22 protein-coding genes, 1 other RNA gene and 1 pseudogene are annotated in these 26662 nt (G+C 63.2%); 12 read left to right on the top strand and 12 right to left on the bottom strand.

Going from position 1 to position 26662, the window contains the following annotated elements:
- The first annotated feature begins 15 nt into the window (after positions 1 to 15).
- The 7 genes from CHB73_RS14555 to CHB73_RS14525 all read left to right on the top strand — a co-directional run bounded on the left by CHB73_RS14555 (position 16) and on the right by CHB73_RS14525 (position 5425).
- Positions 16 to 198: a hypothetical protein gene (locus CHB73_RS14555; protein WP_089275334.1), complete on the top strand. Its 183-nt coding sequence runs from the start codon at positions 16 to 18 to the stop codon at positions 196 to 198.
- A gap of 13 nt (positions 199 to 211) precedes the next feature.
- A complete protein-coding gene (locus CHB73_RS14550; RefSeq protein ID WP_089275333.1) occupies positions 212 to 463 on the top strand; it encodes a cell division protein ZapA in 252 nt (83 codons plus the stop codon).
- Positions 464 to 503: 40 nt separating this feature from the next.
- Positions 504 to 687: non-coding RNA, 6S RNA (gene ssrS, locus CHB73_RS14545), on the top strand.
- Between the two features lie 163 nt (positions 688 to 850).
- Positions 851 to 2419: a ribonuclease Y gene (gene rny / locus CHB73_RS14540; protein WP_089275332.1), complete on the top strand. Its 1569-nt coding sequence runs from the start codon at positions 851 to 853 to the stop codon at positions 2417 to 2419.
- Positions 2420 to 2519: 100 nt separating this feature from the next.
- Positions 2520 to 2969, top strand: coding sequence for a Fur family transcriptional regulator (locus CHB73_RS14535; RefSeq protein ID WP_089275421.1), 450 nt, complete (start codon positions 2520 to 2522; stop codon positions 2967 to 2969).
- Between the two features lie 101 nt (positions 2970 to 3070).
- Entirely contained in the window at positions 3071 to 3610 is a 540-nt protein-coding gene (locus tag CHB73_RS14530) for a bacterioferritin (protein ID WP_089275331.1), read from the top strand.
- 366 nt (positions 3611 to 3976) lie between these two features.
- Positions 3977 to 5425, top strand: a complete 1449-nt coding sequence (locus tag CHB73_RS14525; RefSeq protein WP_089275330.1) for a catalase — start codon at positions 3977 to 3979, stop codon at positions 5423 to 5425.
- 148 nt (positions 5426 to 5573) lie between these two features.
- Here CHB73_RS14525 and CHB73_RS14520 read toward each other — a convergent pair whose 3' ends face one another.
- From CHB73_RS14520 to CHB73_RS14480, 9 genes and pseudogenes are all read right to left on the bottom strand, one after another.
- Positions 5574 to 5900, bottom strand: coding sequence for a hypothetical protein (locus CHB73_RS14520; protein WP_179217072.1), 327 nt, complete (start codon positions 5898 to 5900; stop codon positions 5574 to 5576).
- Between the two features lie 14 nt (positions 5901 to 5914).
- Positions 5915 to 6784 (bottom strand): annotated as a pseudogene (locus CHB73_RS14515) (RHS repeat-associated core domain-containing protein); the annotation flags it as partial.
- 15 nt (positions 6785 to 6799) lie between these two features.
- Positions 6800 to 7033: an RHS repeat domain-containing protein gene (locus CHB73_RS14510; protein WP_089275327.1), complete on the bottom strand. Its 234-nt coding sequence runs from the start codon at positions 7031 to 7033 to the stop codon at positions 6800 to 6802.
- Positions 7034 to 7514: 481 nt separating this feature from the next.
- On the bottom strand, positions 7515 to 8171 hold the full coding sequence (locus CHB73_RS14505; RefSeq protein ID WP_089275326.1) for an MgtC/SapB family protein: 657 nt from the start codon (positions 8169 to 8171) through the stop codon (positions 7515 to 7517).
- 257 nt (positions 8172 to 8428) lie between these two features.
- On the bottom strand, positions 8429 to 11644 hold the full coding sequence (locus tag CHB73_RS14500) for a molybdopterin-dependent oxidoreductase (protein ID WP_089275325.1): 3216 nt from the start codon (positions 11642 to 11644) through the stop codon (positions 8429 to 8431).
- Complete coding sequence (gene nrfD / locus CHB73_RS14495; protein WP_089275324.1) at positions 11641 to 12840, bottom strand: NrfD/PsrC family molybdoenzyme membrane anchor subunit; 1200 nt, start codon at positions 12838 to 12840, stop codon at positions 11641 to 11643. The genes CHB73_RS14500 and nrfD overlap by 4 nt, the downstream gene beginning before the upstream one ends.
- Before the next feature lie 10 nt (positions 12841 to 12850).
- Complete coding sequence (locus CHB73_RS14490) at positions 12851 to 13750, bottom strand: 4Fe-4S dicluster domain-containing protein (RefSeq protein WP_235641620.1); 900 nt, start codon at positions 13748 to 13750, stop codon at positions 12851 to 12853.
- Between the two features lie 373 nt (positions 13751 to 14123).
- Positions 14124 to 16313: a sigma 54-interacting transcriptional regulator gene (locus CHB73_RS14485; RefSeq protein ID WP_089275323.1), complete on the bottom strand. Its 2190-nt coding sequence runs from the start codon at positions 16311 to 16313 to the stop codon at positions 14124 to 14126.
- Positions 16294 to 17274: a substrate-binding domain-containing protein gene (locus CHB73_RS14480; RefSeq protein WP_089275322.1), complete on the bottom strand. Its 981-nt coding sequence runs from the start codon at positions 17272 to 17274 to the stop codon at positions 16294 to 16296. Before CHB73_RS14480 ends, CHB73_RS14485 begins: the two co-directional genes overlap by 20 nt.
- Before the next feature lie 1083 nt (positions 17275 to 18357).
- On the opposite strand from CHB73_RS14480, the gene CHB73_RS14470 reads away from it, so the two are divergent.
- The 5 genes from CHB73_RS14470 (at position 18358) to CHB73_RS14450 (ending at position 24609) form a co-directional block, all read left to right on the top strand.
- Entirely contained in the window at positions 18358 to 20511 is a 2154-nt protein-coding gene (locus CHB73_RS14470; protein ID WP_143337410.1) for an ATP-binding protein, read from the top strand.
- Positions 20508 to 21836: a hypothetical protein gene (locus CHB73_RS14465; RefSeq protein ID WP_089275319.1), complete on the top strand. Its 1329-nt coding sequence runs from the start codon at positions 20508 to 20510 to the stop codon at positions 21834 to 21836. Before CHB73_RS14470 ends, CHB73_RS14465 begins: the two co-directional genes overlap by 4 nt.
- Positions 21837 to 21841: 5 nt before the next feature.
- Positions 21842 to 22294, top strand: a complete 453-nt coding sequence (locus tag CHB73_RS14460; RefSeq protein WP_089275318.1) for a very short patch repair endonuclease — start codon at positions 21842 to 21844, stop codon at positions 22292 to 22294.
- Between the two features lie 66 nt (positions 22295 to 22360).
- Positions 22361 to 23356, top strand: coding sequence for a DNA cytosine methyltransferase (locus CHB73_RS14455; RefSeq protein ID WP_218819435.1), 996 nt, complete (start codon positions 22361 to 22363; stop codon positions 23354 to 23356).
- A gap of 689 nt (positions 23357 to 24045) precedes the next feature.
- Complete coding sequence (locus CHB73_RS14450; protein WP_143337409.1) at positions 24046 to 24609, top strand: hypothetical protein; 564 nt, start codon at positions 24046 to 24048, stop codon at positions 24607 to 24609.
- A 235-nt stretch (positions 24610 to 24844) separates the two neighbouring features.
- Here the strand turns inward: CHB73_RS14450 and CHB73_RS16905 are convergent, their stop codons facing one another.
- From CHB73_RS16905 to CHB73_RS14440, 3 genes are all read right to left on the bottom strand, one after another.
- Positions 24845 to 25000: a hypothetical protein gene (locus CHB73_RS16905; RefSeq protein ID WP_179217071.1), complete on the bottom strand. Its 156-nt coding sequence runs from the start codon at positions 24998 to 25000 to the stop codon at positions 24845 to 24847.
- Positions 25001 to 25186: 186 nt separating this feature from the next.
- Positions 25187 to 25594, bottom strand: coding sequence for a hypothetical protein (locus CHB73_RS14445; RefSeq protein WP_089275315.1), 408 nt, complete (start codon positions 25592 to 25594; stop codon positions 25187 to 25189).
- Between the two features lie 14 nt (positions 25595 to 25608).
- The gene (locus tag CHB73_RS14440; RefSeq protein ID WP_143337408.1) at positions 25609 to 26661 is read right to left on the bottom strand and encodes a hypothetical protein; all 1053 of its coding nucleotides are present in this window, start codon (positions 26659 to 26661) and stop codon (positions 25609 to 25611) included.
- Position 26662 lies beyond the last annotated feature (1 nt).

Raw genomic sequence — 26662 nt, 5'->3', positions numbered from 1 at the left:
CGTTAGAACAAAACCATGGAACTTATCGAAAGGCTGGAAGCGCGATTTGAGGAACTCATGACGCGTGTTCGGCAGTTGGAAGAGGAAAATCTGACCCTGGCTGGACAGCTTGAAGCCGAGGCCGGAAAACGGAAGGAAGTGCAGGACCGCATCGAGGCCCTTCTGACGAAGGTGCAGGCGACCCTCGGCGGGCAGTAGACCGTAGAACGCCATGCCGAGCTACACCATAACGGTCAACGGTCTTGAAATTTCCTTCAAGACGGATGCGGACTTTGAACGCATCCAGGTTGCCCAGGCCCTGCTCGAAGAACGTTTCTCCGAGTTGAGCAAGGGCGGACGGTACATAAGCAGGGAGAAACTGCTCACGCTTCTGGCCCTTGGGATGGCGGACGACTATCTCGAAACGAGGCGGAAGCTTGCGGCCCTTGAGGCCCGAATGCAGGAGCTCTTGGAGAGGCGATAACAGGCTGGATAATGCAGCCTTGCGCATACGAACAGCGGCAAAACCCCTGGGGAGTTCGTGATTGTTTTTGAGTTCTTGAGCCAATACGCATTAAACGGGATCCGCCAGTTCCCTCCCGTGTGCACACCCGCCCTGGAGCGGGCAGCCTGACGGAGAGACGGAGGACCCCACCTCGTTAAACGAGGTTCAAAACTCCAAGAGCAACACGGCGCCCCGGGGCTAAATGGCCCCGGCGGCTGTTTGTATTTTCCGCAACGGACAAAAGTCCACCCTCCTCTCCAAGACACCTGCCCCAAACGGTTCACGCACGAGCTTGGCTGGCGTTTTCGCCCGCCGGCGCGCATCAGGCCAGCATGGCCTGTCAACATAACCGGCAAGGAGCAGCGCATGTCTGATTCAATCCTGTTGCTCATCGCCCTCGATGGCCTGGCGCTCATCATCGGCCTCGCGGGCGGCTACTATCTCAACAGCTACCTTTCCAAAAAACGCAACCAGGACGCAAGCGACCTGGCTGAACGCATCGTGGAAGAGGCAAGGAAGGAGGCCGAGGCCACCCGCAAGGAGGCCAGGCTGCAAGCCCAGGACGAAATTTTCGCCCTCAAGAAGGAGCAGGAGCGCGAGTACAAGGACCGCGAGCAGACCCTGAAGCGCGAACAGGGCCGCCTGCAGGAGAAGGAAGAGCGCCTGGAAAGCAAACTCGAAAAGGTGGCCCAGAAGGAATCCGGCGTGGTGGAGCTGGAAAAGCGGCTCATCAAGCAGGAAAAGAGCCTGGCTGAAAAGCAGGAGGCCCTGGACGCCGCCCACGACATCCACGAGCGCAAGCTGCAGGAAATCTCCGGCCTCACCGTGGAGGAGGCCAAGGAACGCCTCATGACCGAGGTGGAGTCGCGCACGCGCCACGAGGCCGCGCGCATGATCCGCAACATCGAGACCGAGGCCAAGGAAGTGGCGGGCAAGAAGGCCAAGGAAATCCTCTCCCTGGCCATACAGCGCTACGCGGGCGACTACGTTTCCGAGCAGACCGTCACCGCCGTGCCCCTGCCCAGCGAGGAGATGAAAGGCCGCATCATCGGCCGCGAGGGCAGGAACATCCGCGCCCTTGAGGCCGCCACAGGCGTCGACCTCATCATCGACGACACGCCCGAAACCGTGGTCCTTTCGGCCTACAGCCCCCTGCGGCGCGAGGTGGCCAAGCAGGCCCTTGAGCGCCTCATCCACGACGGCCGCATCCACCCCGCGCGCATCGAGGACATCGTGCGCAAGGTGGAGCAGGAAATGGACGTGAAGCTGCGCGAAATCGGCGAGCAGGCCACCTTCGACGTGGGCGTGCACGGCATCCATCCGGAGCTCGTCAAGCTGCTGGGCCAGCTGCACTACCGCACCAGCTACTCCCAGAACGTGCTCCAGCACTCCATCGAGGTGGCCTTCCTCTGCGGCATCATGGCCGCGGAGCTGGGCCTGGACGAAAAGATGGCCAAGCGCGCAGGCCTGCTGCACGACCTGGGCAAGGCCGTGGACCATGAGATCGAAGGCCCCCACGCCGTCATCGGCGCGGACTTGGCCAAGAAACACGGCGAAAGCCAGGACATCGTGCACGCCATCCAGGCCCACCACGAGGATGTGCCCCCGCAGACCGCCATCGCCACCCTGGTCCAGGCGGCGGACAGCCTCTCCGGCGCGCGGCCCGGCGCCCGCAAGGAGCTCCTGGAGAACTACGTCAAGCGCCTGGAGGAGCTGGAAGGCATCGCCACCAGCTTCGGCGGCGTCAGCAAGGCTTACGCCATCCAGGCCGGACGCGAGGTGCGGGTGATGGTGGACGCCGAGCGCGTGCCCGACGAACAGACCTACCTGCTGGTCAAGGACATCGCCTCCAAAATCGAAAGCAACATGACCTACCCCGGCCAGATCCGGGTCACGGTCATCCGCGAAAAGCGCGCCGTGGGCTACGCAAAGTAGGCGGTGCCATCTGTTGTCGGCAAAAAAGGCCGGAGCATCAGTGCTCCGGCTTTTTTTTGCCCCCTTGCCCGCCGCTGTCCGCTGCCGTACACTTAAAAACATGAACACCTGCGCCGCCACACGCCTTGACGAGCTGCTCCAGCGCCTGCGCAAGGCCGGGCACAGGCTCACGCCGCAGCGCGTCGCCATCGTGCGGCAGCTGCTGGAACGCGACGACCACCCCAGCGTGGAGCAACTGCACACGGCCATCCTTGCCGAATTCCCCACCACCAGCCTGGCCACGGTGTACAAGACCATCCACCTGCTGAAGCAGCTGGGCGAGGTGCTGGAGCTGGGCTTCGGCGAACTCGGCAGCCGCTACGACGGTCGCCACCCGCGCCCGCACCCGCACCTCATCTGCACCCGCTGCGGCAGCATCACCGACCCGCCCTGCCCAGATGACGAAGTAGACGCACTGGCGTCCCGCATCGCAAAGCAGAGCGGCTTCGCCGTCAGTTCCCACCGCTTCGACCTCTTCGGGCTCTGCCCGGCCTGCCGCGCACGGTCCTAAGCTCTCCCCCTCAAGCCTTGCCTCGCCCTGCGCTTTGCCCTAAAGTGACAGGGAGTGGAAACCCTGTGGACCGACCCTCAACATACCCGGAGGTGCCAGTCATGGCAGTTGAAAGCAGAGAAAAACGCAAGGCCAAGGTGCTTGATGTCCTGAACAAGGCGCGCGCCATGGAGCTCACCGCCATCACCCAGTACATGAACCAGCACTACAACCTGGACAGCATGGACTATGGCGAAATGGCCGCCAACATGAAGCTCATCGCCATCGACGAAATGCGCCACGCAGAGATGTTCGCCGAGCGCATCAAGGAACTGGGCGGAGAACCCGTGACCGCAGGCGACGGCACGGTCATCAAGGGACAGGACGTGCGCACCATCTTCCCCTTCGACTCCAAGCTCGAAGACGACACCATCGACGCGTACAACCAGTTCCTGCAGGTCTGCCGCGACTGCGGCGACAACATCAGCACCACCCTCTTCCAGACCATCATCGACGAGGAGCAGGTGCACTTCAACCACTTCGACAACGTTGCCGGGCACATCCAGAACCTCGGCGATTCCTACCTCTCGCGCATCGCGGGAACGCCTTCCTCCACCGGCGGCACCACCAAGGGCTTCGCCCTGCCCGGCGCCGGGGCATAGCACCCGAAACGAACCGCAGGGGGCCCTCTCGCCCCCTGCTCCCACCAAAGGGCCACGGCCCGTGCCCCGCCATGAAGCCTCCGGACGGTCATGCATCCGCATGGCCGATTGGGGACCTTTCGCCTGTGCGCAGACACAATACTCCACGGCCTCGGCCATGCGAGGCGATCCCCCAGGCGCTGTTCCCGCAGCCCAAATGCGTGGCCCTGCTGCGGACGCCAGTTGACAGGAGCGACTCTCTATGGATAATAATTATCCAAACAAAGAGTCTTCTCCTGAGACGACAACTTGTATTCCGCAACACGTATGCTATGTACCTGCGTAATTCCCGGAAACAGCCCGCCTCTGGCGGAAACGGAGGAAAGCATGGTCAAGAAGAAGCTGACCACCAACGCTGGCGCGCCCGTGCCGGACAACCAGAACGTGCTCACCGCCGGGTCGCGCGGCCCACAGCTTTTGCAGGATGTCTGGTTCCTGGAGAAACTTGCGCATTTCGACCGCGAGGTGATTCCCGAGCGCAGGATGCACGCCAAGGGCTCCGGAGCCTACGGGGTCTTCACCGTCACCCACGACATCACCAAATACACGCGCGCCAAGATCTTCGGCAAGATCGGCAAGAAGACCGACCTGTTCGTGCGCTTCTCCACGGTGGCGGGCGAGCGCGGCGCGGCCGACGCCGAGCGCGACATCCGCGGCTTCGCCATCAAGTTTTATACAGAGGAGGGCAACTGGGACCTGGTGGGCAACAACACGCCGGTGTTCTTCCTGCGCGATCCCCTCAAGTTCCCGGACCTGAACCACGCGGTGAAGCGCGACCCGCGCACAAACCTGCGCAGCGCCAAGAACAACTGGGACTTCTGGTCCAGCCTGCCTGAGGCCCTGCACCAGGTCACCGTGGTCATGAGCGACCGCGGCATACCGGCCAGCTACCGGCACATGCACGGCTTCGGCAGCCACACCTTCAGCTTCATCAACAAAAAGAACGAGCGCTTCTGGTGCAAGTTCCACCTGCGCACCCAGCAGGGCATCAAGAACCTTACCGACGCCGAGGCCGAGGCCCTGGTGGGCAAGTGCCGCGAAAGCCACCAGCGCGACCTCTACGACGCCATAGAGCGGGGCGACTTCCCCCGCTGGACCCTGTTCGTGCAGGTGCTTACCGACAAGCAGGCCAAGGCCCTGCCCTACCACCCCTTCGACCTCACAAAGGTATGGAAGCACAAGGACGCGCCGCTCATGGAAGTGGGCGTGCTTGAACTGAACAGGAACCCGGAAAACTACTTCGCCGAGGTGGAGCAGGCCGCCTTCAACCCGGCCAACGTGGTGCCCGGCATCTCCTTCTCGCCGGACAAGATGCTGCAGGGGCGGCTCTTCTCCTACGGCGACGCCCAGCGCTACCGCCTGGGCGTGAACCACCACCTCATCCCCGTCAACATGGCCCGCTGCCCCTTCCACAGCTACCACCGCGACGGGTCCATGCGCGTGGACGGCAACCACGGCAGCACGCTGGCCTACGAGCCCAACAGCTACGGAGAATGGCAGGAGCAGCCCGAATACCACGAGCCGCAGCTGGAGCTCTCCGGCGCGGCCAAGCACTGGAACGCGCGCGAGGACGACGCCGACTACTATTCCCAGCCGGGCGAGCTCTTCCGGCTCATGAGCAAGAAGCAGCAGCAGGAACTCTTCGAGAACACCGCACGGGCCATGGGCGATGCGCCCAAGGAGATCAAGCTCCGGCACATCGGCAACTGCGCCAAGGCCGACCCGGCCTACGGCGCGGGCGTGGCCAAGGCCCTGGGACTGAAGGTTCCGAAGTAACAAAAAACAGGGGTCCCGCCCCCGCCCCCCGGTCAAGGGGAGAAATGTAACACCCGGCCGGGCGTATCCCAAAACGACGACGGGGCGGGGAGTTTGTGCGCTCCCCGCCCCGTTTGCTTTCAAATGGGACATGCCTTGGTAATCGCGGCTATGGTTTGTCCAGACTCTTTGCTCCATCTCGTTTGCGCAGGAATTCGCTGAAGAAGCCACGCAGGCCACCGAGGAGAACCACGCCGGCGATGATGCCGCCCAGGCCGAGAGCCGTATCTGCGGAGCCAGTGACAGCATAGGTCAGAGCGGCAATGGCGCTGGCGCCGAGAATGCCACCGCCGACCACCTGCTGGACTGCTCGGAAGGAATACGCATCACGAATTGGCTTCCCCGCCGCTCTTCTGCGTTCGATGAACGCCACCGCAGCGATAAGCATGGCGGCTATCCCGCCCATGAAGGCGACGTTTGTCCAGTCCATCAGCATGCTCCCTGTAAAATCTAATGGCGATTCCGTAAGTCCTCGGGCTCCTTGCCCCACTGGTCCCAGTACTCTTTGCTCTCCTCGTAAACATCATTGACCGGTGTCGGGTCGAGCATGTCGCCAAGCGGAGCGGTGAGAATTCCAACGCCTGTGGCGACCTTCGTGCCGATGACTTTCGCCTGCTTGAGTGCTTCTGTCGCAATGGTTGAACCATAGGAGGCAACGTCAGCCCAACCCCAATCCAGCCCCCACGCATCCACCCGGTTCACCGGATCATCCACGCAATAGCCGTACCAGTCGCTGTCGCCGCCTTTTGCGCCCATGGGGTCAAGCGCCGTGAAGCGGCCGGTGTCGGCGTCGTAGTCGCGCCAGCCGAAGCGCGTCAGGCCGGTGTCGGCGTCAAAGAGCCCGCCCGCGAAGCCGATGGGCAGGCGCACCACGTCACCCCGCACCTGCAACAGGTTTCCGAAGCTGTCGTATTGCATCGTCTGTACAACATGACCATCCGTGGTGGCAAGGGCCAACGGCGTGCCCACTTGGTCGCAGAGCAGCAAGTACGAGTCGTCGCCGTTCGTCACACCAACGGGCGTCCGGCCCTCAAGGTATGCCAGCCGCCACCACTCGCGTTCATCGTGGAATTCCGAAAGACGCAGCGGATCGAGCCAACGATAAGCCTCGACCAGCCGCCCGTTGATGCGCTTCTCGCGCCGCAACCCGTCGGCATCGTAGGCGTAGTCGATGCGCCTGCCGTCGGGCAGGTCCACGCCCATGAGCAGGCCGCCGGGCTCGTAGTGGTATCTCGTCTCGCGGCCGCCTTCGAGCTTCAGGTTGCGGAAGCCCGCCTTGTCGTGGCCGTATTGAGTGGCACCGGCCTGCCCCAACCGGTCGCCCGGGTTATAGCTCTAGCGCCGCTCGCCGCGGAAGCGCTGCGGGTTGATGTCGGCGAGGCGTCGGCCCTCGTGGTCGTACTGGTAGGACTCCAGCAGACCGCCGGTGCCATCGGTGACGCGGGCGAGGCGTCCGGCGGAATCATAGGCGTAGTGCCGAATTTCGGCCTCGCTGCCGAAGTTCAGAGTGCGTTCTGCGATGCGGCCCTGCGCGTCGCGCTTGATGGAAAGCAGTGAGGGCTGAGGCATGGGGGCTCCTTACGGTTGCGCAACGGGCGGGCTGCCCATCGCAAATTCCGCAAGGATACCAGTGGTTTTTAGGTCGGACAAAAAAGGCATGTTTTGGGCCGGGAAAAGGACAAAATAAGCAGGTTGACAGGGTTCGGAAAGATCAAGGGGTCCCGCCCCCGCACCCCGCCTCATGGATTTATTAAAAAGTGTGTAAGTACAAATTGTTGGCTTGTTTTATGTACAGCATGACACTGCCAATGCGTTCTGTGCGCGCCAACTTGAATGCCATCCAGCCGGCGGCATGGCGCATGCCCTGAAATCGTGGTTGAATTTTGCATACCAACAAGAAAACGACCGTTGGGCGACATCTGCTGTGTCGTTTTGGGCGTGCAGGCCAGCCCGTCGAGGCGGTTGTCTCGAACTGCCCGGACGGAGGGGCTCTCGTTCCCGGCAGCGATTGCAGGCGTGGCGCGGCGCGTGTGCTGCGGGGTCGCGCGGTTCAGCGCACCTCGATCTTGTGCAGGCCCTTCACCGTGAGCAGCTGCTGATAGATGCCCGCCGGCTTCTGCCGTGCGGAGAGCGTGACCTCAAGGGTCATCTCGCAGAAGGTGGCCTCGCCGTCGCAGTGCGAGATCGTCAGCGGTCCCGGCCGGATATGCAGCTTCTGCAGCGCCAGGAAGACCTCCGCGACGCTTTCCGGCAGCACGGAGAGCTCGATGAAATGGCGGCTGCCCATGAGCCTGTCGCGCAGCTGGCGCACCACCTCCAGCACGATGAGGGTCATCACCGTGCCGTAGACCCCGATCTCGTACATGCCGCTGCCGACCACCAGGCCGATGGAGGCGGTGACCCAGAGCCCCGCCGCCGTGGTCAGGCCCTTGACCACCTGCTTGTTGATCAGGATGGTCCCCGCGCCCAGGAACCCGACGCCGCTGACGACCTGCGCCGAGACGCGGCTGGGGTCGAGGGCGATGTGCTCCCCGGCCAGGATGTCGCCGAAGCCGTACTTCGAGACGATCATGAACATGGCGCTGCCGATGCACACCAGGACGTGCGTGCGCAGACCGGCCTCCTTGGCCCGCAGCTGGCGCTCAATGCCGATCAGGGCGCCGAGAACCCCGGCCAGGGCGATCCGCAAGAGAAAGTCCGTCGTCATCGCTGCTCCCGAGAGGTTTTTCCCGGCAAGCGCCCACCGCTGTCCGCGCAGCGTGGGCGTCCGGGGCTTTCCGCCATTGCCGACCCCCAGCCAAGCCAGTGCGTTCAGTCGCAGATTCGTTTGTACATGTCTACCTCTCCACATGTCGTTTTGAGGTGGGCGACCGGCTGCGGCGGAGCCCTGCGCAATGAAGAAGGCGGGACCCGGAGCGGCCATCGCCACCGCCGAGCCCCGCCCGTGGTTCAACGCGTGGTCCTTCAGCGCGATGCCCAGCCGGCCGGAACCCAGCCCGCCAGCGGTGCGCGCGGTCCCTTGGACGAGGCCACCTTGACCAGCTTCACCCGCGAGCCGGTGAACGCGCTGTCGCCCGCGATGGGATCGGTCAGGCACACGTCCTTGAGGTATCCGTCCACGGCGCTGGCGGCGTTGGTCACCAGCCCCTTACCGCGCACGGGTTCGCCGGGAATCCTCTGCCCATCGATCTCCACGTCGCGCGCGCCGTACGCCCAATGACCATAGTGCCAGGACACGCTCACCACGCCCGGCCGCAGGCCCTGCGTGACGCGCAGCTTGCCCTCGACCCTGGCCGGGGCCTGGCCGGAGCCGATCTCGAAGCTGCCGCCGAAGCCGGGACTTTCCAGGCGCACCACATCGCCGTCAGTCAGCTTCAGGCGGCTCGCGTCGAGCTCGTTCAGGAAGACGAAGTTCTCCGGCATGATCGCCAGGTGCCCGGCGTAGTTGCCGGAGGTCCTGGACTGCCCGCCGTGGATGTCCTTGTAGGTGATCATCTCGAACTCGTACTCCGCCGGAAACGCCACCGGCTTGCCGTCGAAGGACTCCATTTCCTCGTACACCGGCACGCCGGACAACCGCTTGCCCTGTACGGAGTGCTTTCCGCCCGCCACGGGCTCGACGTAGATGTTCAGTTGGTTGCCGTAGGCGTGCTTGGCGAAGCCCTCGTCATAGGCCCCCGAGGCCTTCTCGAACCGGCCGCCGCGGTTGAGCAGGTAGACCACGCGCCGCCAGAGGGGCCCCACGGCGGCCTGCCACTTCTGCTCGTCGAAGACGGCCTTGGGCAGGTGGCGGCGGGCCTTGCGCAGCAGCTCCAACTCCGCGTCGTCGGCCTCGGGCGCCTCGTCGCCGGCCTTGTTGCCCGCGGCGAGGTTGGCGACCATCTTCAGGTGGAAGTCCTCGGGCCGGTTCAGGCCCTGGCCGGGACCGAAGGCGTCCTTGCCGAACCCGGACAGCCCGAGGCGCTTGGCCACGGAGATCATGACCGACTCGATGCTGATGGGCATCTCCTCGCCGTCCACCGTGACGACCTCCGGGACCGGCGCGGCGGCTGGCTGCCGGAACTTGCTGATCTGCGAGAGGACCACCGGGCTCGTGCCCAGGGGGTTGGACCAGCGCTCCAGGTAGGACAGGTCCGGGAAGATGTAGTCCGCGTACATGCTCGTCTCGCCGATGACCACGTCGGTGGCGATGAAGAGCGGGAACTTCGCCGTGTCCTTGAGCATCTTGATCTGCAGATGACCCGCGGGCGCGGCCAGGGCGGGCGTGCCATAGTGCAGCCAAAGGATCTTGATGGGGTACGGATAGCCCGCGTTGGCCGCCGGGATTATCTCCTGGTACACGTCGTCGGTGAAGGGGAACCAGGGCCGCTTTGCCGGATAGCCGTCGCGCTTGAACAGGGTGCTGGTCTCGTAGGGACCGGAGGCCTCCCGCGTGAGCTTGACGCCAAAATGCGCCAGCGCGCCCGGGTGCATCTTGCCCACGGGGAAAGGCTGGTCCGGCTTGCCGCCGGAGCCGTCCCAGGCCCCGCCGCCCTTCATGAACCCGCCGACATGGTCCACGTTGCCGATGAGGAAGTTGAGCAGGATGATGGCCTGGGCGGAGTAGTAGCCGTAGGTGGTCTTGATGGGGCCGCGGTAGAAGTCGATGGCCGCCTTCTTGCCGTGGGCCGTGAACTCCCGCGCGAGCTTCTCGATCTCCCCAGGCTCCAGCCCGGCTATGCGCGCATATTCCTCAAAGCTTTTCGCGGCGGCGGCATCCTTGAGCATTCGGAAGCTCGACGCGACCTCAACTCCCTTCACGCTGCCGGCCACGTCCAGGTCGCCGACCACGGACTTCTTCTCGTCCGATGGATCCACCGCCACCGGAACCCCGTTGACCAAGGCCACGAACTGGTTGGCCGTGCCGACGCCGGCGTCGGCGGCGCGCAGGAACTTGCCCGTTGCAGTGTTCACCAACCAAGTGGCGTTGGACCAGCTCTTCTCGCCGCCGGCCTTTGCCGCGGCCTTGTTGGCGTTGCGCAGGAAGGCCTCGTCATAGCGCTTGCCGGCGATGATCCACTGGATCATGGCTAGGGCCAGGGCCAGGTTGCCGCCCGGATGCACGGGAAGCCACCAGCCCTTGGCCGCGCTCTTGGAGAGGCGCGGGTCGATGACGGCGATTTTGAGCTTGCCGTCGGTGATGGCCTGGGACACGCGCGGGCTCATGGGGGTGGGACCGAAGTTGGCCTCGTTGAAGCCCGTGCCCCAGAAGATGACGAACTCGGACTGGGTGTAGTCCGGCTTCATGTGGTTGGGTCCCTTGGCCCAGGAGAACTTGTCGTCCTTCTCCTGCCACTGCGCCAGGGAATACATGAAGGCCACGTGGTGCGCCTGCTCGCAGATGGTCGTGTGGCCGAACCAGTTGACCGAGCCCAGCGTCCCGAAGGTGAAGCGCTTGGTGATCACGTCGCGGTCCGGGCTGATGCGGCCGCCCTGCAGGACGAATTGGTTGTTCTTGGGGCCGAGGTCCGGGTGGTCGGAGTCAAGGAGCTTGCCGAGATGGGCGGCGTTCTTGGCCTTGAACTCGTCCACGGTCATCTCGCCCTTGCGGATGGCGCCGACGTCGGCCGCGAGCTGCTTGGCCAGCGCGGCGTCGCGCAGCGCCACCACGCTGTTGAACCCGGCGATTTCGCGGTCCTCTCCGATGTCGGCGAAGAGCTTGCCGCCGTCGCAGATTTCCTTGATGGCCTGGTCGAAGGGGATGGACTTCCACCTGTTCGCGCCGCGCGGTCCGGTGCGCTTGAGGACCTTGCGCACCCGGTAGGGGTCATAGAGCGTCTGGACGCCGGCCTGGCCCTTGGGGCAGATCGCGCCGTCCACGGCCACGGCTTCGGCCGGCGGCGTATCGTAGGGCAGATTCGGGTGAACCGTCATCGGGCTGTATGGATTGCCGTCGATCTTGACGACCAGGCCATCCTGGACCTTGACCTTCAGCGTGCACTGCGTGTTGCACTGCAGGCAGCTGGTATGGATGATGTTCTCGGCCTCGGCCATGGGGTAGGGACCCGGCGCGGTGCCGTCCAGCCCCTTGCGGTTGGCGCAGCCGCCCAGCACGCCCAGCGCGGCGCCGCCCGCCAGGGCTGCGCAGGCCCCGAGGGCCGCGCGGCGGCTCATCCCTTGGGTCTTGGATTCTTCGCTCATGACTTCACCTCGCTGGATTGGGAGGGACTGGGAAAGACATTCGGGAAGCGCTTGGTCCCCGCAAGCCACAGGGCGACGCCCACGGCGACGACGCCGATGAGGATCTGCCACTCGAACAGGCTCGGCAAATAGGCGAAGGAGAGCTTGCCGCCCACCGGGTCGGTGTAGGCCTGCTCCAGGCCGCGCAGCTCGGGCACGATGAGCCCGGGGATAACGAGGTTCAGGCGCACGGCGAAGAACATCACGGTCACCAGCGCCGCGGCCAAGCCGACGTCCTTGGGCTCGGGCCGCCTGGCCAGCAGGTACAGGGGCACGGCCACGCCGAGGCCTAGGTGGAAGATCCAGAACACATACCAGTACGGCCCGAACAGCACGTACCACACCAGCTCGAAGCCGGAGCCCACGCCGTACCAGGCTGGGATGGTGAACTCGGCGAACTCCAGCACGCACTCCAGCAGCACGAGGCCCAGGACGATGCGACCGAGCAGTTGGACCATCTCCTTCCAGGCCTCGTCGCGGCCGGGCCAGAGCCAGGCCGTCAGGGCGGTCACGAGCGCCGCGCCGGAGGTCAGCGCTCCCGCCAGGAAGAAGACCGGGAACAGCGAGGAATGCCAGTATTCGCGCGCCGCCACGGTGCCGAAGAGCGCGCCCACGCCGCCAGCGAAGCCTATGACCAGCGGGATGCCGGCGAGCATGAGGCCGGGCGTCTTGCCGGCGTCATCGCTACCCGCCGGGCCGGGCCGCAGGCTGCGGCGCAGCAGGAGTACGAGCAGGATCAGGTAGGCGGTGTACAGCCAGACCATCCAGGCCATCATGGAATGGAACTGCGGCCGCAGGAGGACCAGCAACGCCCGCTCCATGTGCCCCAGGTCCAGGCCGATGGTGATGAGCCCCAGGGCCAGAGTGATGAAGGATGCAAACAGGCACAGCTTGGCGATGGGTTCGAGGGCGCGGATGTTGAAGACCCTGATGCCCGCCGCGAGCAGGAACGCCCCGGCGGCCAGGCCGCTGAAGTAGGTGTACGCGGCCACCCAGAGCCCCCAGGGCACGTAGCTGCCGAAGCCGGCGGCCTGGTCGCCGTAGAATAGCCGCTGGAACAGCCCCAGCGCGCCGACGGCCAAGGCCAGGAGCCACAGCCCTTTCAGCAGCCGCGCCCGGTCGCCGTGTCGCAGATTTTCAAGGAACGAGGCGTTCATTCTGACCTCCTTAGACCAGGTAGAAGACCTTGGGGGCGGTGCCGAGCTCACCCTTGAGCAGGACGGCGTTGTTGCGGGCGACAAGGCCCGCGACCAGCGACTTCGGGTCGTTCATATCCCCGAAGAAGGTGGACCGGCCGATGCACGTGCTCACGCACATGGGCAGCTGGTAGTGCTCCAGCCGATGCGCGCAGAACGTGCACTTGCGGGCGTTGCCCACCGGGCTCTTGGGGAGCAGGCCCTCGCCCCTGGTCCAGGTCGAGCCGTACTCGAAGGACGGCTCCTTCTCGTACTTGCGGCCGGTGTCGAGCGCCAAGCCGCCGTCCTTGCCGCTGGCGGCGTTCTGGCTGAAGTTCTGGCCGAAGTCGTAGGTGCGCGCCTGGTAGGGGCAGGCCGTGATGCAGTAGCGGCAGCCGATGCAGGCGTCGTAGTCGATGACGATGATGCCGTCGGCGCGCTTCCAGGTGGCCTTGACCGGGCAGACCGGCACGCAGGGCGGATTTTCGCACTGCATGCAGGGCCGCGGCAGGAACTTGCGCCCGACGTTGGGGTAGGCGCCGCTCTCCATGTCGATGACCGGGCGGTACACGACGCCGGGCGGCAGCTTATTCTCCATGACGCAGCCCACGGTGCAGGAATGGCAGCCCACGCATTTGCGCGTGTCGATGACCATGCCCCAGCGCCGTTCGGCCAGGGGTTTCTTCATGGCGCGCACCAGCTCGCGCTGCATGCGGATGTGCACGTCCTCGCCGGGCGCGGGCTTCACGCGCTCCAGCACCGCCGGCGCCCCGGCCTTGGCCTCTGTTTCCCCGGCCAGGACGGCCGAACCGGCGGCCAGCTTGCCCAGGGCGACCGCCCCGCCGAGCACGGCCCCGGCCTTCAAGATGTCTCGCCTCTGCATGTCGTTCATATCCACTCCACGGTTGATGGCCGTTGCTCCACGCGTTGCGCCGGGGTTTCGCCCACCCGGCCGGGCCCTTGTCTTGGGCCTGAGCAACGTCCATGCCGTGGGGCAACGCCGCGTGGCGAGTGCGTAACATATCGAAATATTGGTATGTCTTGTGGCCGTGCGCGGCGCGGGGGAACAGTGGCACGCGTTTGCCTGTCCGCGTGTGTCCCTATTTCAGACATTCCCGTGCGGTTTTAATATAACATACTGAAAACGCAGTGGTTACTTTGTGTCCAAAAAGCGGACACGTTCCGGCGTCTCCAGCGCCCGCGGCAGGGCCTGCCGTCCGGGCACGGGCAAAAAAAAGCGGATTTTCGCGGAGGCGGGGGCGCGGCTACTGGACGCTGGAGTCCTTGATGCCGTGCTTCTTCATCTTGGCGTAGAGCGTGCTCCGGCCGATGCCCAGGCGCTTGGCGGCCAGCTTCTTGTTCCAGCCGCACTCCTCGAGCGTCTCCACAAGCAGGCGCTTCTCGTGTCCGTGCATGCTGCGCTCCGGCGCGGCCTGGGGCTCGCGGAAGCGGGTCGGCAGGTCGGAGGGGGCGAGCACGCCGCCGCGCGCCAGGATAGTGGCCTGCTCCAGCACGTTTTCCAGTTCGCGCACGTTGCCCGGCCAAGCGTAGTCCAGGAGCAGGCGCATGGCCTTGGGCGCGATCTCGTCCATGACCCGGCCCTGCTCGGCGGAGAAGCGGCGCAGGAAGTGCCGCGCCAAAAGCGCGATGTCGTTGCCGCGCTCGCGCAGGGGAGGCATGTGGATGGGGATGACGTCCAGGCGGTAGTACAGGTCCTCGCGGAAGCGCTTCTCGCGCACCTCCGCCAGCAGATCGCGGTTGGTGGCGGCCAGGATGCGCACGTCCACGCTGAGCGTGCGCTCGCCGCCCAGCCGTTCGAAGGTGCGCGTCTGGAGCACGCGCAGGAGCTTCACCTGGGCCGTGGGCGGTATTTCGCCGATCTCGTCAAGGAACACGGTGCCGCCGTCGGCCTGCTCGAAACGGCCGGGCTTCTGGCGTTCCGCCCCGGTGAAGGCGCCCTTCTCATGGCCGAAGAGCTCGCTCTCCAAAAGCGCCGCCGGATAGGCCGAGCAGTTGATGACCACGAAGGGCTTGCCGCTGCGCGGGCTCTGCTGGTGGATGGCCTTGGCCACGAGCTCCTTGCCCGTGCCGCTCTCGCCCTGGATGAGCACCGTGGCGTCGGTGGGGGCCACGTCGCGGATCAGGCCGTAGATGAGCTGCATCTTCGGATCGCGGCCGATCATGCCGGCGAATTCGGCCGTGGAATCGAGCCGCTGGCGCAGCTCGCCCATGGCGTCCTGGTGCAGCACGGTGCGCCGGATGCTGCCCGCGGCCTGGGTCATGATCAGGTCGAGCACGGCCATCTCCTCGGCAGTGCACGAACAGCCCTGCTGGCAGGCGATGACCATGGCCCCGCACAGGCTGCTCTCGTGGTGCAGGGGCAGCACGGCCTGGCGCGCCGCCTGCATGAACTCCTCGGGCACCAGCGGCGGGCGGAACACGCTGTCCTCGGACATGGTCATGCCCTCGACGCCCTCCAGGGCCGCCGCCGCGCGGCTGGCCAGCTCCCGGTCGCCCACCAGCCGCACCTCGCCGTCCTCGATGCGGAAGAGGCCGTCGCGCGCGGAGTTGAAGACCAGGAGCACCATCTGTCGGCAGCGGACGATCTCCCGCGAGCGCTCCAGGAGGTACAGGCCGATGGCGCGCAAATCCTCCAGGGCCGCGGCCCCCTTCACGATCTCGCAGGAGGTGCGCATCTGGCGGTGGGAGAGCTCCAGCGCCGCGGTCTGCTCCTCCAGCCGGCGCATGTAGTCCTGGATGCGCCCGGTCATGTGATTGAAGGACTCCGCCAGTGCGGCGACCTCGGCCTGGCCCTGGACGTTGACGCGCACGTTCAGGTTGTTCTGGTCCACGGCCTGGGTGGCCTGCACCAGCTCCGCGATGGGCCGCGTGATGCGTCGGATGAACAGCAGGCCGCCGGCCAGCGCCGCGGCGAGGATGCACAGGGAGATGAGCCCTATCTGGAGCCAGAGGTGCCGGACCCTGGCGTCGCGCTGGCCCTCGGAGATGCCCAGCCGGAGCACCCCGGCCTTGCCTTCGAGGATCGGCCAGGCGAAGTCGATGTAGCGCCCGCCGCCGACGGCGCGGATGTCCTGGGCGTGCGCGCGGCCGTCCTGCGTGGGCGCGTTGGCGTCGATGAGCGCCACGGGAATGCCCCGGTCGAAGGTGTGGGCGATGATCTGGCCGTCGCGCACCACGAAGGCGTAGCTCAGGTCCGGGTTGCTGCCGAGCTGGCGAGTGAGCGTCTTCTGCACCCCGGCCAGGTCGTTGACCAGGATCAGGTCGGTGAGCTGCAGGGAAAGGCCGTGGGCCAGGTTCTCCGCCTGCGCCGCGAGGGTTTCCTGAAGGCTGTTCACGTAGTAGCGCGTGGCCAAAAGCGTGGTGAGCAGGCTGCTGGCCATGACCAGCGCCGCCACCGCCGCGAGCAGCGTGCGCTTAAGGCTTCGCGCCGCCATGGCCCTTGTCCTGCGTGGCGGAGAGCATCGTGCGCTCCAGGTTTCTTATGGACGCGTACCATTCGTCGCTGGGCGCGATGAAGCGGTCGATGGACAGGTCGCCGAGGATCTTCTTGCCCTCCGCGTCCTCGTGCATGTGGAAGAGCACCTCCTGGATGCGTTCCTTGCTCCCGCGGTCCAGATGCTCGGACACGACCACCGGCGGGATGCCGAAGGGCTCGGACTTCAGGATGACCCTGGTCTGCGCGGTGAACTCGGGATTGCGCCTAGCGTAGAACTCCCAGATCAGGCCGTCCACGGCCGCGCCGTCCACCAACCCGCGCGACACGGCGAGGATCGAGTTGTCGTGGCTGTAGGTGTAGATCGTCTTGGAGAAGAAGCTGTCCGGCCGCTCGCCCAGGGTGGCGAGCCAGTGCAGCGGTACGAGCCGCCCGGTGTTGGAGTCCGGGTCGGTGAAGGCGAAGGTCTTGCCCTTGAGGTCGCGCAGCTCCTTGCAGGGGCTGTCCTTGCCGACGATGAGGTAGGCCTGGTAGAAGTGGCTGCCGCGAATCTCCGGCGTGGCCAGGAGCTCCAGGCCGTATTTCTGCTTGCCCGTGGCGTAGGGGCCGGAGCACACAAAGGCCACGTCCACCAAGCCTTGCCGGAGCAGTTCGCTGATCTCGGCGTAGGTTTTGCGCTGCACGAACTCCAGCTCCACGTCCATCCTGCGGCTGATGTACGTCAAGAGCTGGCGGTACAGGTCAAAGGTGTCCTTGGGCGAGATCATGGCGGCCACGGCCATCCGGAGCTTGCGGCCGCCGCGCTGGTCCTCGCTGGGCCGGTCGACCTGCACGGTGCGGGAGAAGTCGACGGTCTTGGCCGCGCCGCCCCCATCGCACCCGTGGACCGCCAGAAGGCACAGGATGACGAGGGCAAGCCGCGCAAGACGGTTGTGGAAAGGCTCAAGCGTCGCCCACATCATGGCTCCCCTGGTCGCAACCCCAGCTCCGCAGAACGATTCGCAACTACCCGACCATTATTGTCTTCTAATCTGGCACTTCGGCGAGAGGGAGTCAACCAAGGGGTGTGCGAGGGAGCCGCGTCGCCAAGCGCACCTAGTCGGCACCAGCCCGCGGATGATCATCAAGAACTACTACGAGCCGCATGCTTCGGAGACGGAGAAGGCGGCCGCGCTGCTGCCGAAGCTCGGGGAGGCGATGGACGCACCGTTGCGGTTGGTCAGACCGGTGTAGGTGGCGTGAGGAATCGACACGGGAAAGATGAAGGGGCTTGCCTTTGCGGAGGCAAACCCTTCATCTGGGCAGTGGGAAGCTCCCATAGAGCGGAAGGGGGCCCTCGTTATGATTGTTCTCCTTGGTCGTTCAAACGAGAAGGCATGCGAACGCCTTTGAGCCAGGGGGACAACAGACCGCCCACGAGGAGACAGACGTATGCGGGCAAACACATTTTGAAGCTCCGCACGACCCGATACATGGAGAATTTCGTTGGCGCCCCAGCCACCCAAGCGGCCTGAAACCACTGCATCACAAGAAAGAGCCACAGCAGGACTGTCACTACAAGGGCAGCAGTTCCTGCGCGTCGTTTCAGGATTAAAATCCGCGCTCCACTTTGATCCACCTTCCGCCAGAGCAGCCAAAACAGACAAAGACATACTGGACAGACAGAAAGGAAAATGTTTCTAGCGGCTTCGGGAGTTAGCGGGCGGCATCCGGTGGCCAACCTGTTGTGGGCCAGAGCCATGAGTGGACAAGCGTTTTGACCAGCAGGGTTACCCCCAAGAACGCAAAAGGCAACCAGCGCTTCATCGCCTTCATCTTTCTCTCCCAACGCTCACCATGGACGGTGTCTACCCTTTGGCAGGCAATAATCGCCTCCTGGCCAGACGTCCTGTCACGTATGGATTCTTGGCAGATAGTCATGTAGGTATTTTCTGTAACAGTGATCTGGCGAAGCGATGAGCGGGACCGAACTGCCCATGGCCGGAGACCGGTGAAGCGGTTCGAGTCCCTGTTGAGGGTCTTCCCGGGCATGCGAATACTCGCGTGTGGCAAAACAGCAGGAAGGGTTGACGATGGCACATACTCACAGCGCCCACTTCAAGGCGAGAGCCCATATCCTGCGCCTGCTCGGCGATCAGCTCATCGGCAATGATCGGTTGGCGGTCTTTGAGCTCGTCAAAAACGCCTATGATGCCGACGCGACAAGGGTGACAGTTACGCTGAAGATGGAAAGTGAAAAGTCATCCATCACGGTGGCGGACAATGGCTGCGGCATGACTCTCGATCAGCTACGCAATGGGTGGCTGGAGATTGGCACGGATGCAAAGCGAGGGGACAACAGGAGCGCCTGGAGCAGCAGGTTCAAGCGGGTGCCCCTTGGTGAAAAAGGCGTTGGCCGTTTGGCCGCCTGCAAGTTGGGGGATCGGCTGATTCTCACCACCCGAGCAAAGGGCCAGCCGGAATACCACATGCGCATCGACTGGGCCAAATTGATTGACGACCACGACTACATTGACAAGGTTGGGATCGACATCCTGCAAAGGGATGAGCCCGAGCTATTCATGGGGAACGAGATTGGGACCCGGATACGCATTCTGAAGCTCCTCCGGGCAGAATGGACACGCGGTGAAGTCCGCGCCCTCAAGCGGATGCTCACATCGTTGACAAGTCCGTTCCATGCGCCGGACAGCTTTGCCGTCCAGTTCAAAGTCCCTGGCTACGAGGAATGGCTGGAAGAACTTTTTGAACCAGAGGACATCCTTGCCCAGGCCGTGTGGGAGTTCTCATTTGGCATTGATGAACGCGGTTTCACATGGAATTATCGCTTCAACCCTCCTCACCGCTTCAAGAGTCTCAAACCGAAGGAAGCTTCCAGCGCTCCAGGTGAGCGTCTCGAAATGTCAGAAGACGATCCCTCGTGGGACCGAAAAAAGGTTCACCTGGACTCCGAGTATCTCAAGGGAATCGGCCCGATTAAGGGGCAGTTCCATGTCTATGACCGCCGCTCCAAGGTTCTCAATCTGACAGGGAACACAAATCAAGTTAAGCAGTTCCTCAACGAGCAAACCGGAGTCCGGGTATACCGGGACGGGATCCGAGTCTACAACTACGGGGAGCCCGACGATGACTGGCTCGGCCTCAACGCAAGACGCATCAACCGCCCCGCGTTGAAAATGGGGACCAATTCCGTCATTGCCGCAGTGCATATCCGCCACTCCAGCACATCGGAATTGCACGAAAAGACAAATCGGGAAGGTTTTGACGAAAACGACTGCTTCTTGCGGTTCCGCTCTGTCATGCAGAACGTCGTCGAATTTTTGGACCGTACGCGCCGAGAGGATCGCGAGAGTCTGGATCGAGCCATCAAGGGGGAGGCGTCCGCCTTGACGACAGGGACGGAGCGGTTCGAGCAGACCGTGAGCGCCCTACGTAAGACCCTGAAGAAGCATCATCTAGAGAATGAGCTCGGCCCCAAACTCGATGTCATTGAAAAGGAGTACGACAGCCTCCGCGAAGTTGCCATGTCAGCCGGTGCCGCTGGCATGAACATCGTCGTCATCTTCCATGAGGTCGAACGCGAGGTCCGTGACTTGGACGCCGCCATCCGGAACAGGCTCTCCGAGGAGCGCATCGCGCAGCACGCGAGGCACTTGGTCCAGTTGCTCGAAGGTTTCGCTCCCCTGCTGAAAAAGAACAAACAGCGCCGAGTGAAGGTGAGCGATATCCTGGCCCATGTCAAATTCCTCACGGAGAGGAGATTCAGTCTTCATGAAATCACGTTCAGTTGTCCTGTCCTGACCGGCGAGGATGTGGACTTTGAGGTGTCTGGTGCGGACAACCTCTACCTTGGGGCAATCATCAACCTCGTGGACAATGCAATCCACTGGTGCAAGAAGCGACGCGAACTGGACAGCCAGAAACGGCAGATGGCCATAGCCATCAGGACCCTGCCTGATTGGGCTGAGGAGGGACCATGCCTCGCCGTCATCGATACGGGGCCCGGATTTGAAATCGATTTCGAAGATGCCGTGAAGCCTTTTGTCTCGACCCGGGCGGGCGGTATGGGACTGGGATTGTATTACGCCCGTTTGGTCATGGAGTCGCAAGGTGGCGCCGTCATGCTTGCGGACCTCTCCGAGTTGGACCTTCCCAAGGTCTATGATGGCGCGGCGGTCATCTTGCGCTTCAGGAGGAAATGATCATGTTCCCCTCGGCAAAAGTCCTGGCAATTGACGATGATGAAAATGATCTCAATAATATCCGAGATGGATTGCATGCGGCAGGAATCGCCTGCGTTCCCATCCACTTTACACTCCCTTTGCCCGACTTGGCACCCGCCCAGGGGGTTCGGATCGTTTTCCTGGATCTCAACCTTGTGGGCGGGCACAGGAACGCTGCAGAACTCGCGGACATTGCTGGGCAGGCCCTGAAGAGATATCTCGCAACAGGTCCATACCTCCTGGTCTTCTGGTCCGTCCAGGCGGCTGACGTGGATGAGGTGGTGAGGCTCTTGAAAGTGCGGCATGCTGATGCCCCAGCCCCGCTCGCCGTTGGCGTCATGGATAAGGCGGAACTCAGGCTGCCCGAGCAGACTGCGGAGGATTACGACACTCGGCTTGATGCACTCAAGCAACGCATTCTCCGTGAGGTCGCAAAATCGCCCCAGTTGGTCGCCTTGCTGCATTGGGAGGCAAAGCTGGCTGAATCCGCGGGGAAAGCCTTTGGTGAGCTGTCTACGCTGGCGGCGGGCGCCAACCCCTGGGATTTTGACTCAGTCGAAGGGCGGTTCAGGACCATTCTGGGAAAAATCGCTCGCGAGTCTGGCGGAGTTCATGCCGACGACAATCGCGCCAAAGCCATGCAGAGGGGCTTGGCTCCGCTCCTGGATGACTTCATGGGGGCAATTCCAACGGACGAAGGCTATAATTCTGTGTGGAAAGCGGCAACACCTGAGCCCTTGGGGCCCTGCGGGCAACTCCCGGAGGGCGTGAGCAGTGCGCAGTTGAACACGCGGTATTTGTACGACCTCATCGTGCCGTTGAAGGATGAGCGAGGGGCGTTGGTTGAGATTCCAGAAGACGCGGCCTGGGAAGCTCACTTCGGCTATGGCCGCGAGCAGTTGGTGAGCCTGTCCCTCAACCTTGAGGAAATGACTGATGCCCAAGGAGCGTTGAGCAGGTGTCGCTGCTTTCTGCTTGAATGCAGCACAGCCTGTGACTACGCCCAAGGGAATGAGCGCCTGCTCCGTTACGTGTTTTGCACCTTGGTTCCATCAGGCAAGTTGAAAACCAAAAAGGGCAAGAGGGTCAAGGAATGCCACCAAGGCATCTACCGCTTCCCCATTTTGAAGATCGGCGACGAGGATGTCATCCTTGAAGCCAACTTCCGACATGTGCTGGGACTCCCCTCGGGGCACGCGATTCTTGGGACGCCTCTCCTCCGTGTTCGACCTCAGGCCTTGGATGCCATGCTACAGCAATACGCTCATCACACATCCAGGCTTGGCCTCTTGAGCTTTCATTAGCCACCATGTCCGGCATACCCAATCCCAGGACTGCGAGGCGGCATGCAGGCGACATCATGTCGCCGGAAGCCCGCAGCAAAGTCATGTCCAGAATACGTGGCAAGGACACTGCCCCGGAGCGGGTGCTGGCTTCGCTTCTGGAACCGCACGGGATACTGTGGGAGGCCCATGTCCGAAGCTTGCCAGGCCGCCCGGACTTCGTGTTCGCCGAGCAGAAAGTCGCGGTCTTCGTGGACGGGGACTTTTGGCACGGATGGCGGTTCCCGCTCTGGAGGCATAAGCTTCAGGAGAAGTGGGCCGCCAAAATTGCCGCAAATCGCGAACGCGACCGGAAGAATCATCGTCGGCTGCGGCGGTTGGGATGGACCGTGATCCGGATTTGGGAGCATCAGCTCAAAAAGGCCCCGGAGGCCTGCCGGGAGCGGGTGCTGCACGCCTTGGACACCCCCTATCTGTGAGCATTTATCGCATGGTGCTGGACATGGTGGCCACAACCTGGCAATGTCCACGCCATGCCAGTCAGGGTGCTTGATCTCTTCTGCGGCGGGGGCGGCAGCAGCCGCGGTGCCGCCATGGCCGGTGCTGAAATCGCTTGCGGAGTTGATGCGAACGCTCTTGCTGTCGAGGTGTATAACGACAACTTTTCCGGCTGCGGGGTGGTTGACCGGATTACCGCAGAGAGCGAGCCCCGACGACTGGAAGGCCACGGCCCCTTTGACATGATTCTGGCTTCGCCCGAATGCACCAGCCACACCTGCGCAAGGGGACGCCGCGCCCCATGTGACACCAGCCGCATGACTGCCTTGCACACCTTACGCTACGTGAGGCACTTCCAGCCTCGGTGGCTGGTGATTGAGAATGTCGTCCACATGCGCACTTGGGAGCGGTACGAAGAACTCCTGCGTGAGATCGAGGACCTCGGGTATGGGGTGACCCCCCAGGTACTCGACGCCTCGATGTTCGGCGTACCTCAAAGCCGACGCAGGCTGTTCATCCTCTGCGAATTCGGCAAGAAGCCCCTTGAACTTGCCCCGACGTGTCTACACCCTGTGCCCGCGCATGTGATTCTGGATCCCCCTGGAACATGGCGCTGCTCTCCGCTTGACAATGGACGCAGGGCGAAAGCCACCTTGGAAAGGGCTGCGCGGGCCATGCAAACCCTTCCTGTCGATGAGGACTTTCTTGTCGTCTACTATGGCAGTGATGCCGCCGGCGGCTGGCAGAGGCTGGATCGCCCATTGCGCACCATGACGACACTTGACCGCTTTGGGCTGGTGCAGCGCGCGCCAGGGGGGGCAACCCTGCGCATGCTGCAGCCGCGAGAACTCCAGCGTGCCATGGGCCTGCCGGATGAGCACCTGATCGCACGTGGATGTCGGCGGGACCAAGTCAGGATACTCGGGAACGGAGTCTGTCCTCCTGTCATGGCGGCGGCTGTGCGCTCCTTGGCTGGCGAGGAGATTGATCGCATGCGGCAAACCGACGGCGAAACAGGTCCGAGACTGGCTGTAGCCTTCTAGCTCGTTTTCGCCCCCTCCATCTTCTTTGTGGATTTGTCTTTCCACTGCCACGCCCTCGACAGCTTTGGGGCGTTTCTTTTGGCTTTCATTGCACAGCACCCCTGAGCCCGAGCGAAAGTCGCCGCTCCCCCTCGCCGTCGCATGAACACACTCCACGGCGCGCCAGGTCACGTGGTCACAGGAAGCGCAGGGCGCGACCTTTACCGCGTGACTTGGCGCGCGGTCGTCATCCCGGACGACGGCGAGAGGAAGTGTCCCGCGCTGCCTTCCCGTGCGCGCACCGGCCTGCGCACCATCCGCCTTACACTGACCCGCGCCCACTCTTCCCATTCGATCTGACGAGCGCAGCTCCCACACTACGATGGACTTCCCCCCGAGATGGCACAACGCGGCGGCGGCTTCCGACACGGCCTGGCCGCCATGGCCTTTGATGCCTGGAACTCGTGCCTCCGACCTGGAAGGGTTCTTGCCCTTCGCGGAACTGACCTTCAAACATTTGTAATAAATTTGGGGCGCAATTACGGCCATAAAAGCCGCCCAGTGACCATATCCTTTCAACTGTGAGTGGGGCCCAGGGGCCAACCACGCATGAGGCTTTCAGAGCATTCCAGCCCCCTTCTTGCTACCCATTTAGTGGACGCCGTATCTTGCCAGCTTGACGCGCGTCTCAATTTATTGTTTGAAATCAAATGTTTATTGACCAAAAATATAATGCTGCGTTATGCGGCAGCTGCATCTCACGGAAGCGGCAGCGGCGTTGCGCAAGCGTGCGCAGGAAAAGCGAACAGCCATTGAAAGGAGCCTTGAATATGGAAATGGGCAGAATGGTGATCATCGGAGAGAAGGACAGAAGCCTTACCGTCATGACCATTACTCAAGAACAAATCGACAGGGGCGAATTCTCAGCGTTCGAGCACGTGTCGCAGTTCTTCCAGCCGGATGTCTGGTACTGGAAGATTACGACGAGGGAAGGCAAGGCCGGGCTCTTCATGCTGTTCTGGGAGCTGCATGGATGCTTTGCGACAGACGACGGAGCGGTGATCTGGGGGAAGTGGATTCAGCGTGAGGAGGGGCTTCTCATTGACAACAATCTCCTCATCGATGCGGTCACCGGTGAGAAGGTCGTTCCTCTCCTAGACAGCAATCTAAAGCTGATGAATATCAAGCTTGACCCCAAGTACCGGGTGAAAATCCCGACGTTCGAAGAAAATCCTGGCGCTTGGCTTCCGATCGGTCAGACCCCCTTCAAATAGAACTTGGGTCGCGTCTAGCTGGCGACGGACGGGACTGAGCGCTGCAGGTTTCTTGCTCCGGTCAAAAAGAAAGGCGGCCCGAAGGGCCGCCTATTAAAATGGGGAGGGTGCTGCAGTTTCGCCATTTTCGCCAAGCAGCCGGTTTCAGGGGCCGGCTTGCCTGCGTGGCGTTCATGGGCCTTGCGGCCTGCCAATGAGCTTCAAGGAGCTCACACACATTGCGGCTGGTTTTCTGTTACCGGCCGCGCGGTCTCTCCACGCGAATCCTGGCATACGCCAAGCTCGGATGAAGAAAGCTGGTTTCGCGCCGAAGCACCAGCTTCCGGGCGAACAGTCGTTTCGAGATGGCGGCATCAAAATGTGTTGCCGCCGCGATCAATCGTCTGATCATGTTTGCGCCTCCTTTTGGGACTTTGTGGCCCTTGGTTTCATCAAACCACCTCGGGCTTTTCGTGCGCAAGGGCCTGGAGGACAAAGCGAAAAGATAACGGGAAGGTTTTCGTGGTTCAGGCTGGCACCGGCAAGCCGACGTTGCCGCGTCCGTTTCGAACCGGTCCTGCCGCCAGCCTGTTGCGAGCTAGGGTTCTGGCCCCCAGATGCATACGGGCGCCAGGGCCTGAAGGGCTTTTCCTACAGCTACCTCAAGCCGCGCGACATCGAGATGTGCGAGGTACGCCTCCTCGACCACACGGCCTGAGGCCACGCGTTGCATGTGCAGGTAGAGCACCTTGTCCTTTTGTTTGATCGCGAACCGTACGCATTCACCCCCAGTGCCGAGCAGGGGCTGCGGCTCGCCACGGGCAAGCTGGCCTCGGCGAAAGCAGTCCAGGCACGCCTTGAGCGCCGCCAAGGCTTCAAGGCTTGAACATGGGTACCCCATGAAGCTCGCCAGAACGCGCGTCCACCTGCGTTTTCCGAGCTTCTCGTCTGATACGCCAGCGTTGATGGCCAGTTTGAATCCCCCCAGGTCATAGTTCAGGCTCATCGCTTTCCCTCCCGCTATCTCCGCGGATTCCAGATGTTCAGCCAAGCCTCGTCCGTCACCCCTCTGTCCAGGAGATATGACGCACGGCCGAAGTGAAGTTGCGTGTCTCTGGGCGCTTGGCGCAGGTTGAAATAGCAAGCGGCAAGTGGCGGCGTATTCTGCACGATGTGCCGATTGACGCGCCGCCAAACCCACGCTTCGAGTTCCTGCGCTTGCTGCTGTGCGTCAAAGGCGTAGCGCGCCCAGTGGTGGAATGTTTTCGCCGCCGCATTGATCCGGCGTAGCTTGTGCTCAGGCAACGCGTCCGTAGCCAGGACCGCCTTGACGCTATCCTTCAGCCGCTGCACCACAGGTTGTGACAGCTGCGCGTGAAGCTTGCCGTCAGCTACCCAGACCGACCACGACAGCATATCCGCGGGCGCTTCGCGCAGGTCGGCCCAGACTACGCCATCCGCCAGGAACGGCTTCTGCGCCAGAAACCAGAGCTCCTGCTCATTCCACATGAATCCCGCCTGCTCCGCACGGGCTCGCGCAAGCGCGGCGTCGGCCTTCTCGCGCCAAACGAGCCCTCCCAGCACGTACCTGGCGAAGCCGGCGCGCAAGGTGTCGCCCAGAGCATGGTCGAGCAACGCTTCCATATGTGCGATGAATGCGGCGTCCTCGATTCTGCTCGCTGGGGCGCCAGGCGCAACCTGCGCCGTTGCCCAGTCGAAGGAGAGGCGGCCCAGGCACATACGCTGGAAGCGGTTGACCTCCGTACGCAGCCAACTCATCACCACACCAGGGCTCCACCAGGGCCGCCAGTAGCCTTGAGCGCGGTTCGAGATCGGCGCCAATACGAACCACGCGGAGTAGAGCTCTCGGAACACTTCAGATATCTCCAGCCGCTTGGCCGCCGAACGCGGCATGTAGCGCCCGACCAGCATGGCTGCGACGTTTTGGAAGCTGTCGCGCTCAAGGTACCTCATCAGATCCTTGTGCCGACTGGAGAGAGCGAGAGAGCGTTGCGCGCGGCGCACGAGCGCAACGTCCCCTGGCCCGGGCCGATGCAGCTTGTCGATGCCCAAG

Source organism: Humidesulfovibrio mexicanus (assembly GCF_900188225.1).
Lineage (GTDB): Bacteria > Desulfobacterota > Desulfovibrionia > Desulfovibrionales > Desulfovibrionaceae > Humidesulfovibrio > Humidesulfovibrio mexicanus.
The sequence above is the reverse complement of the archived record's forward strand: the minus strand, read 5'-3'. Positions and strand labels throughout refer to the sequence as shown.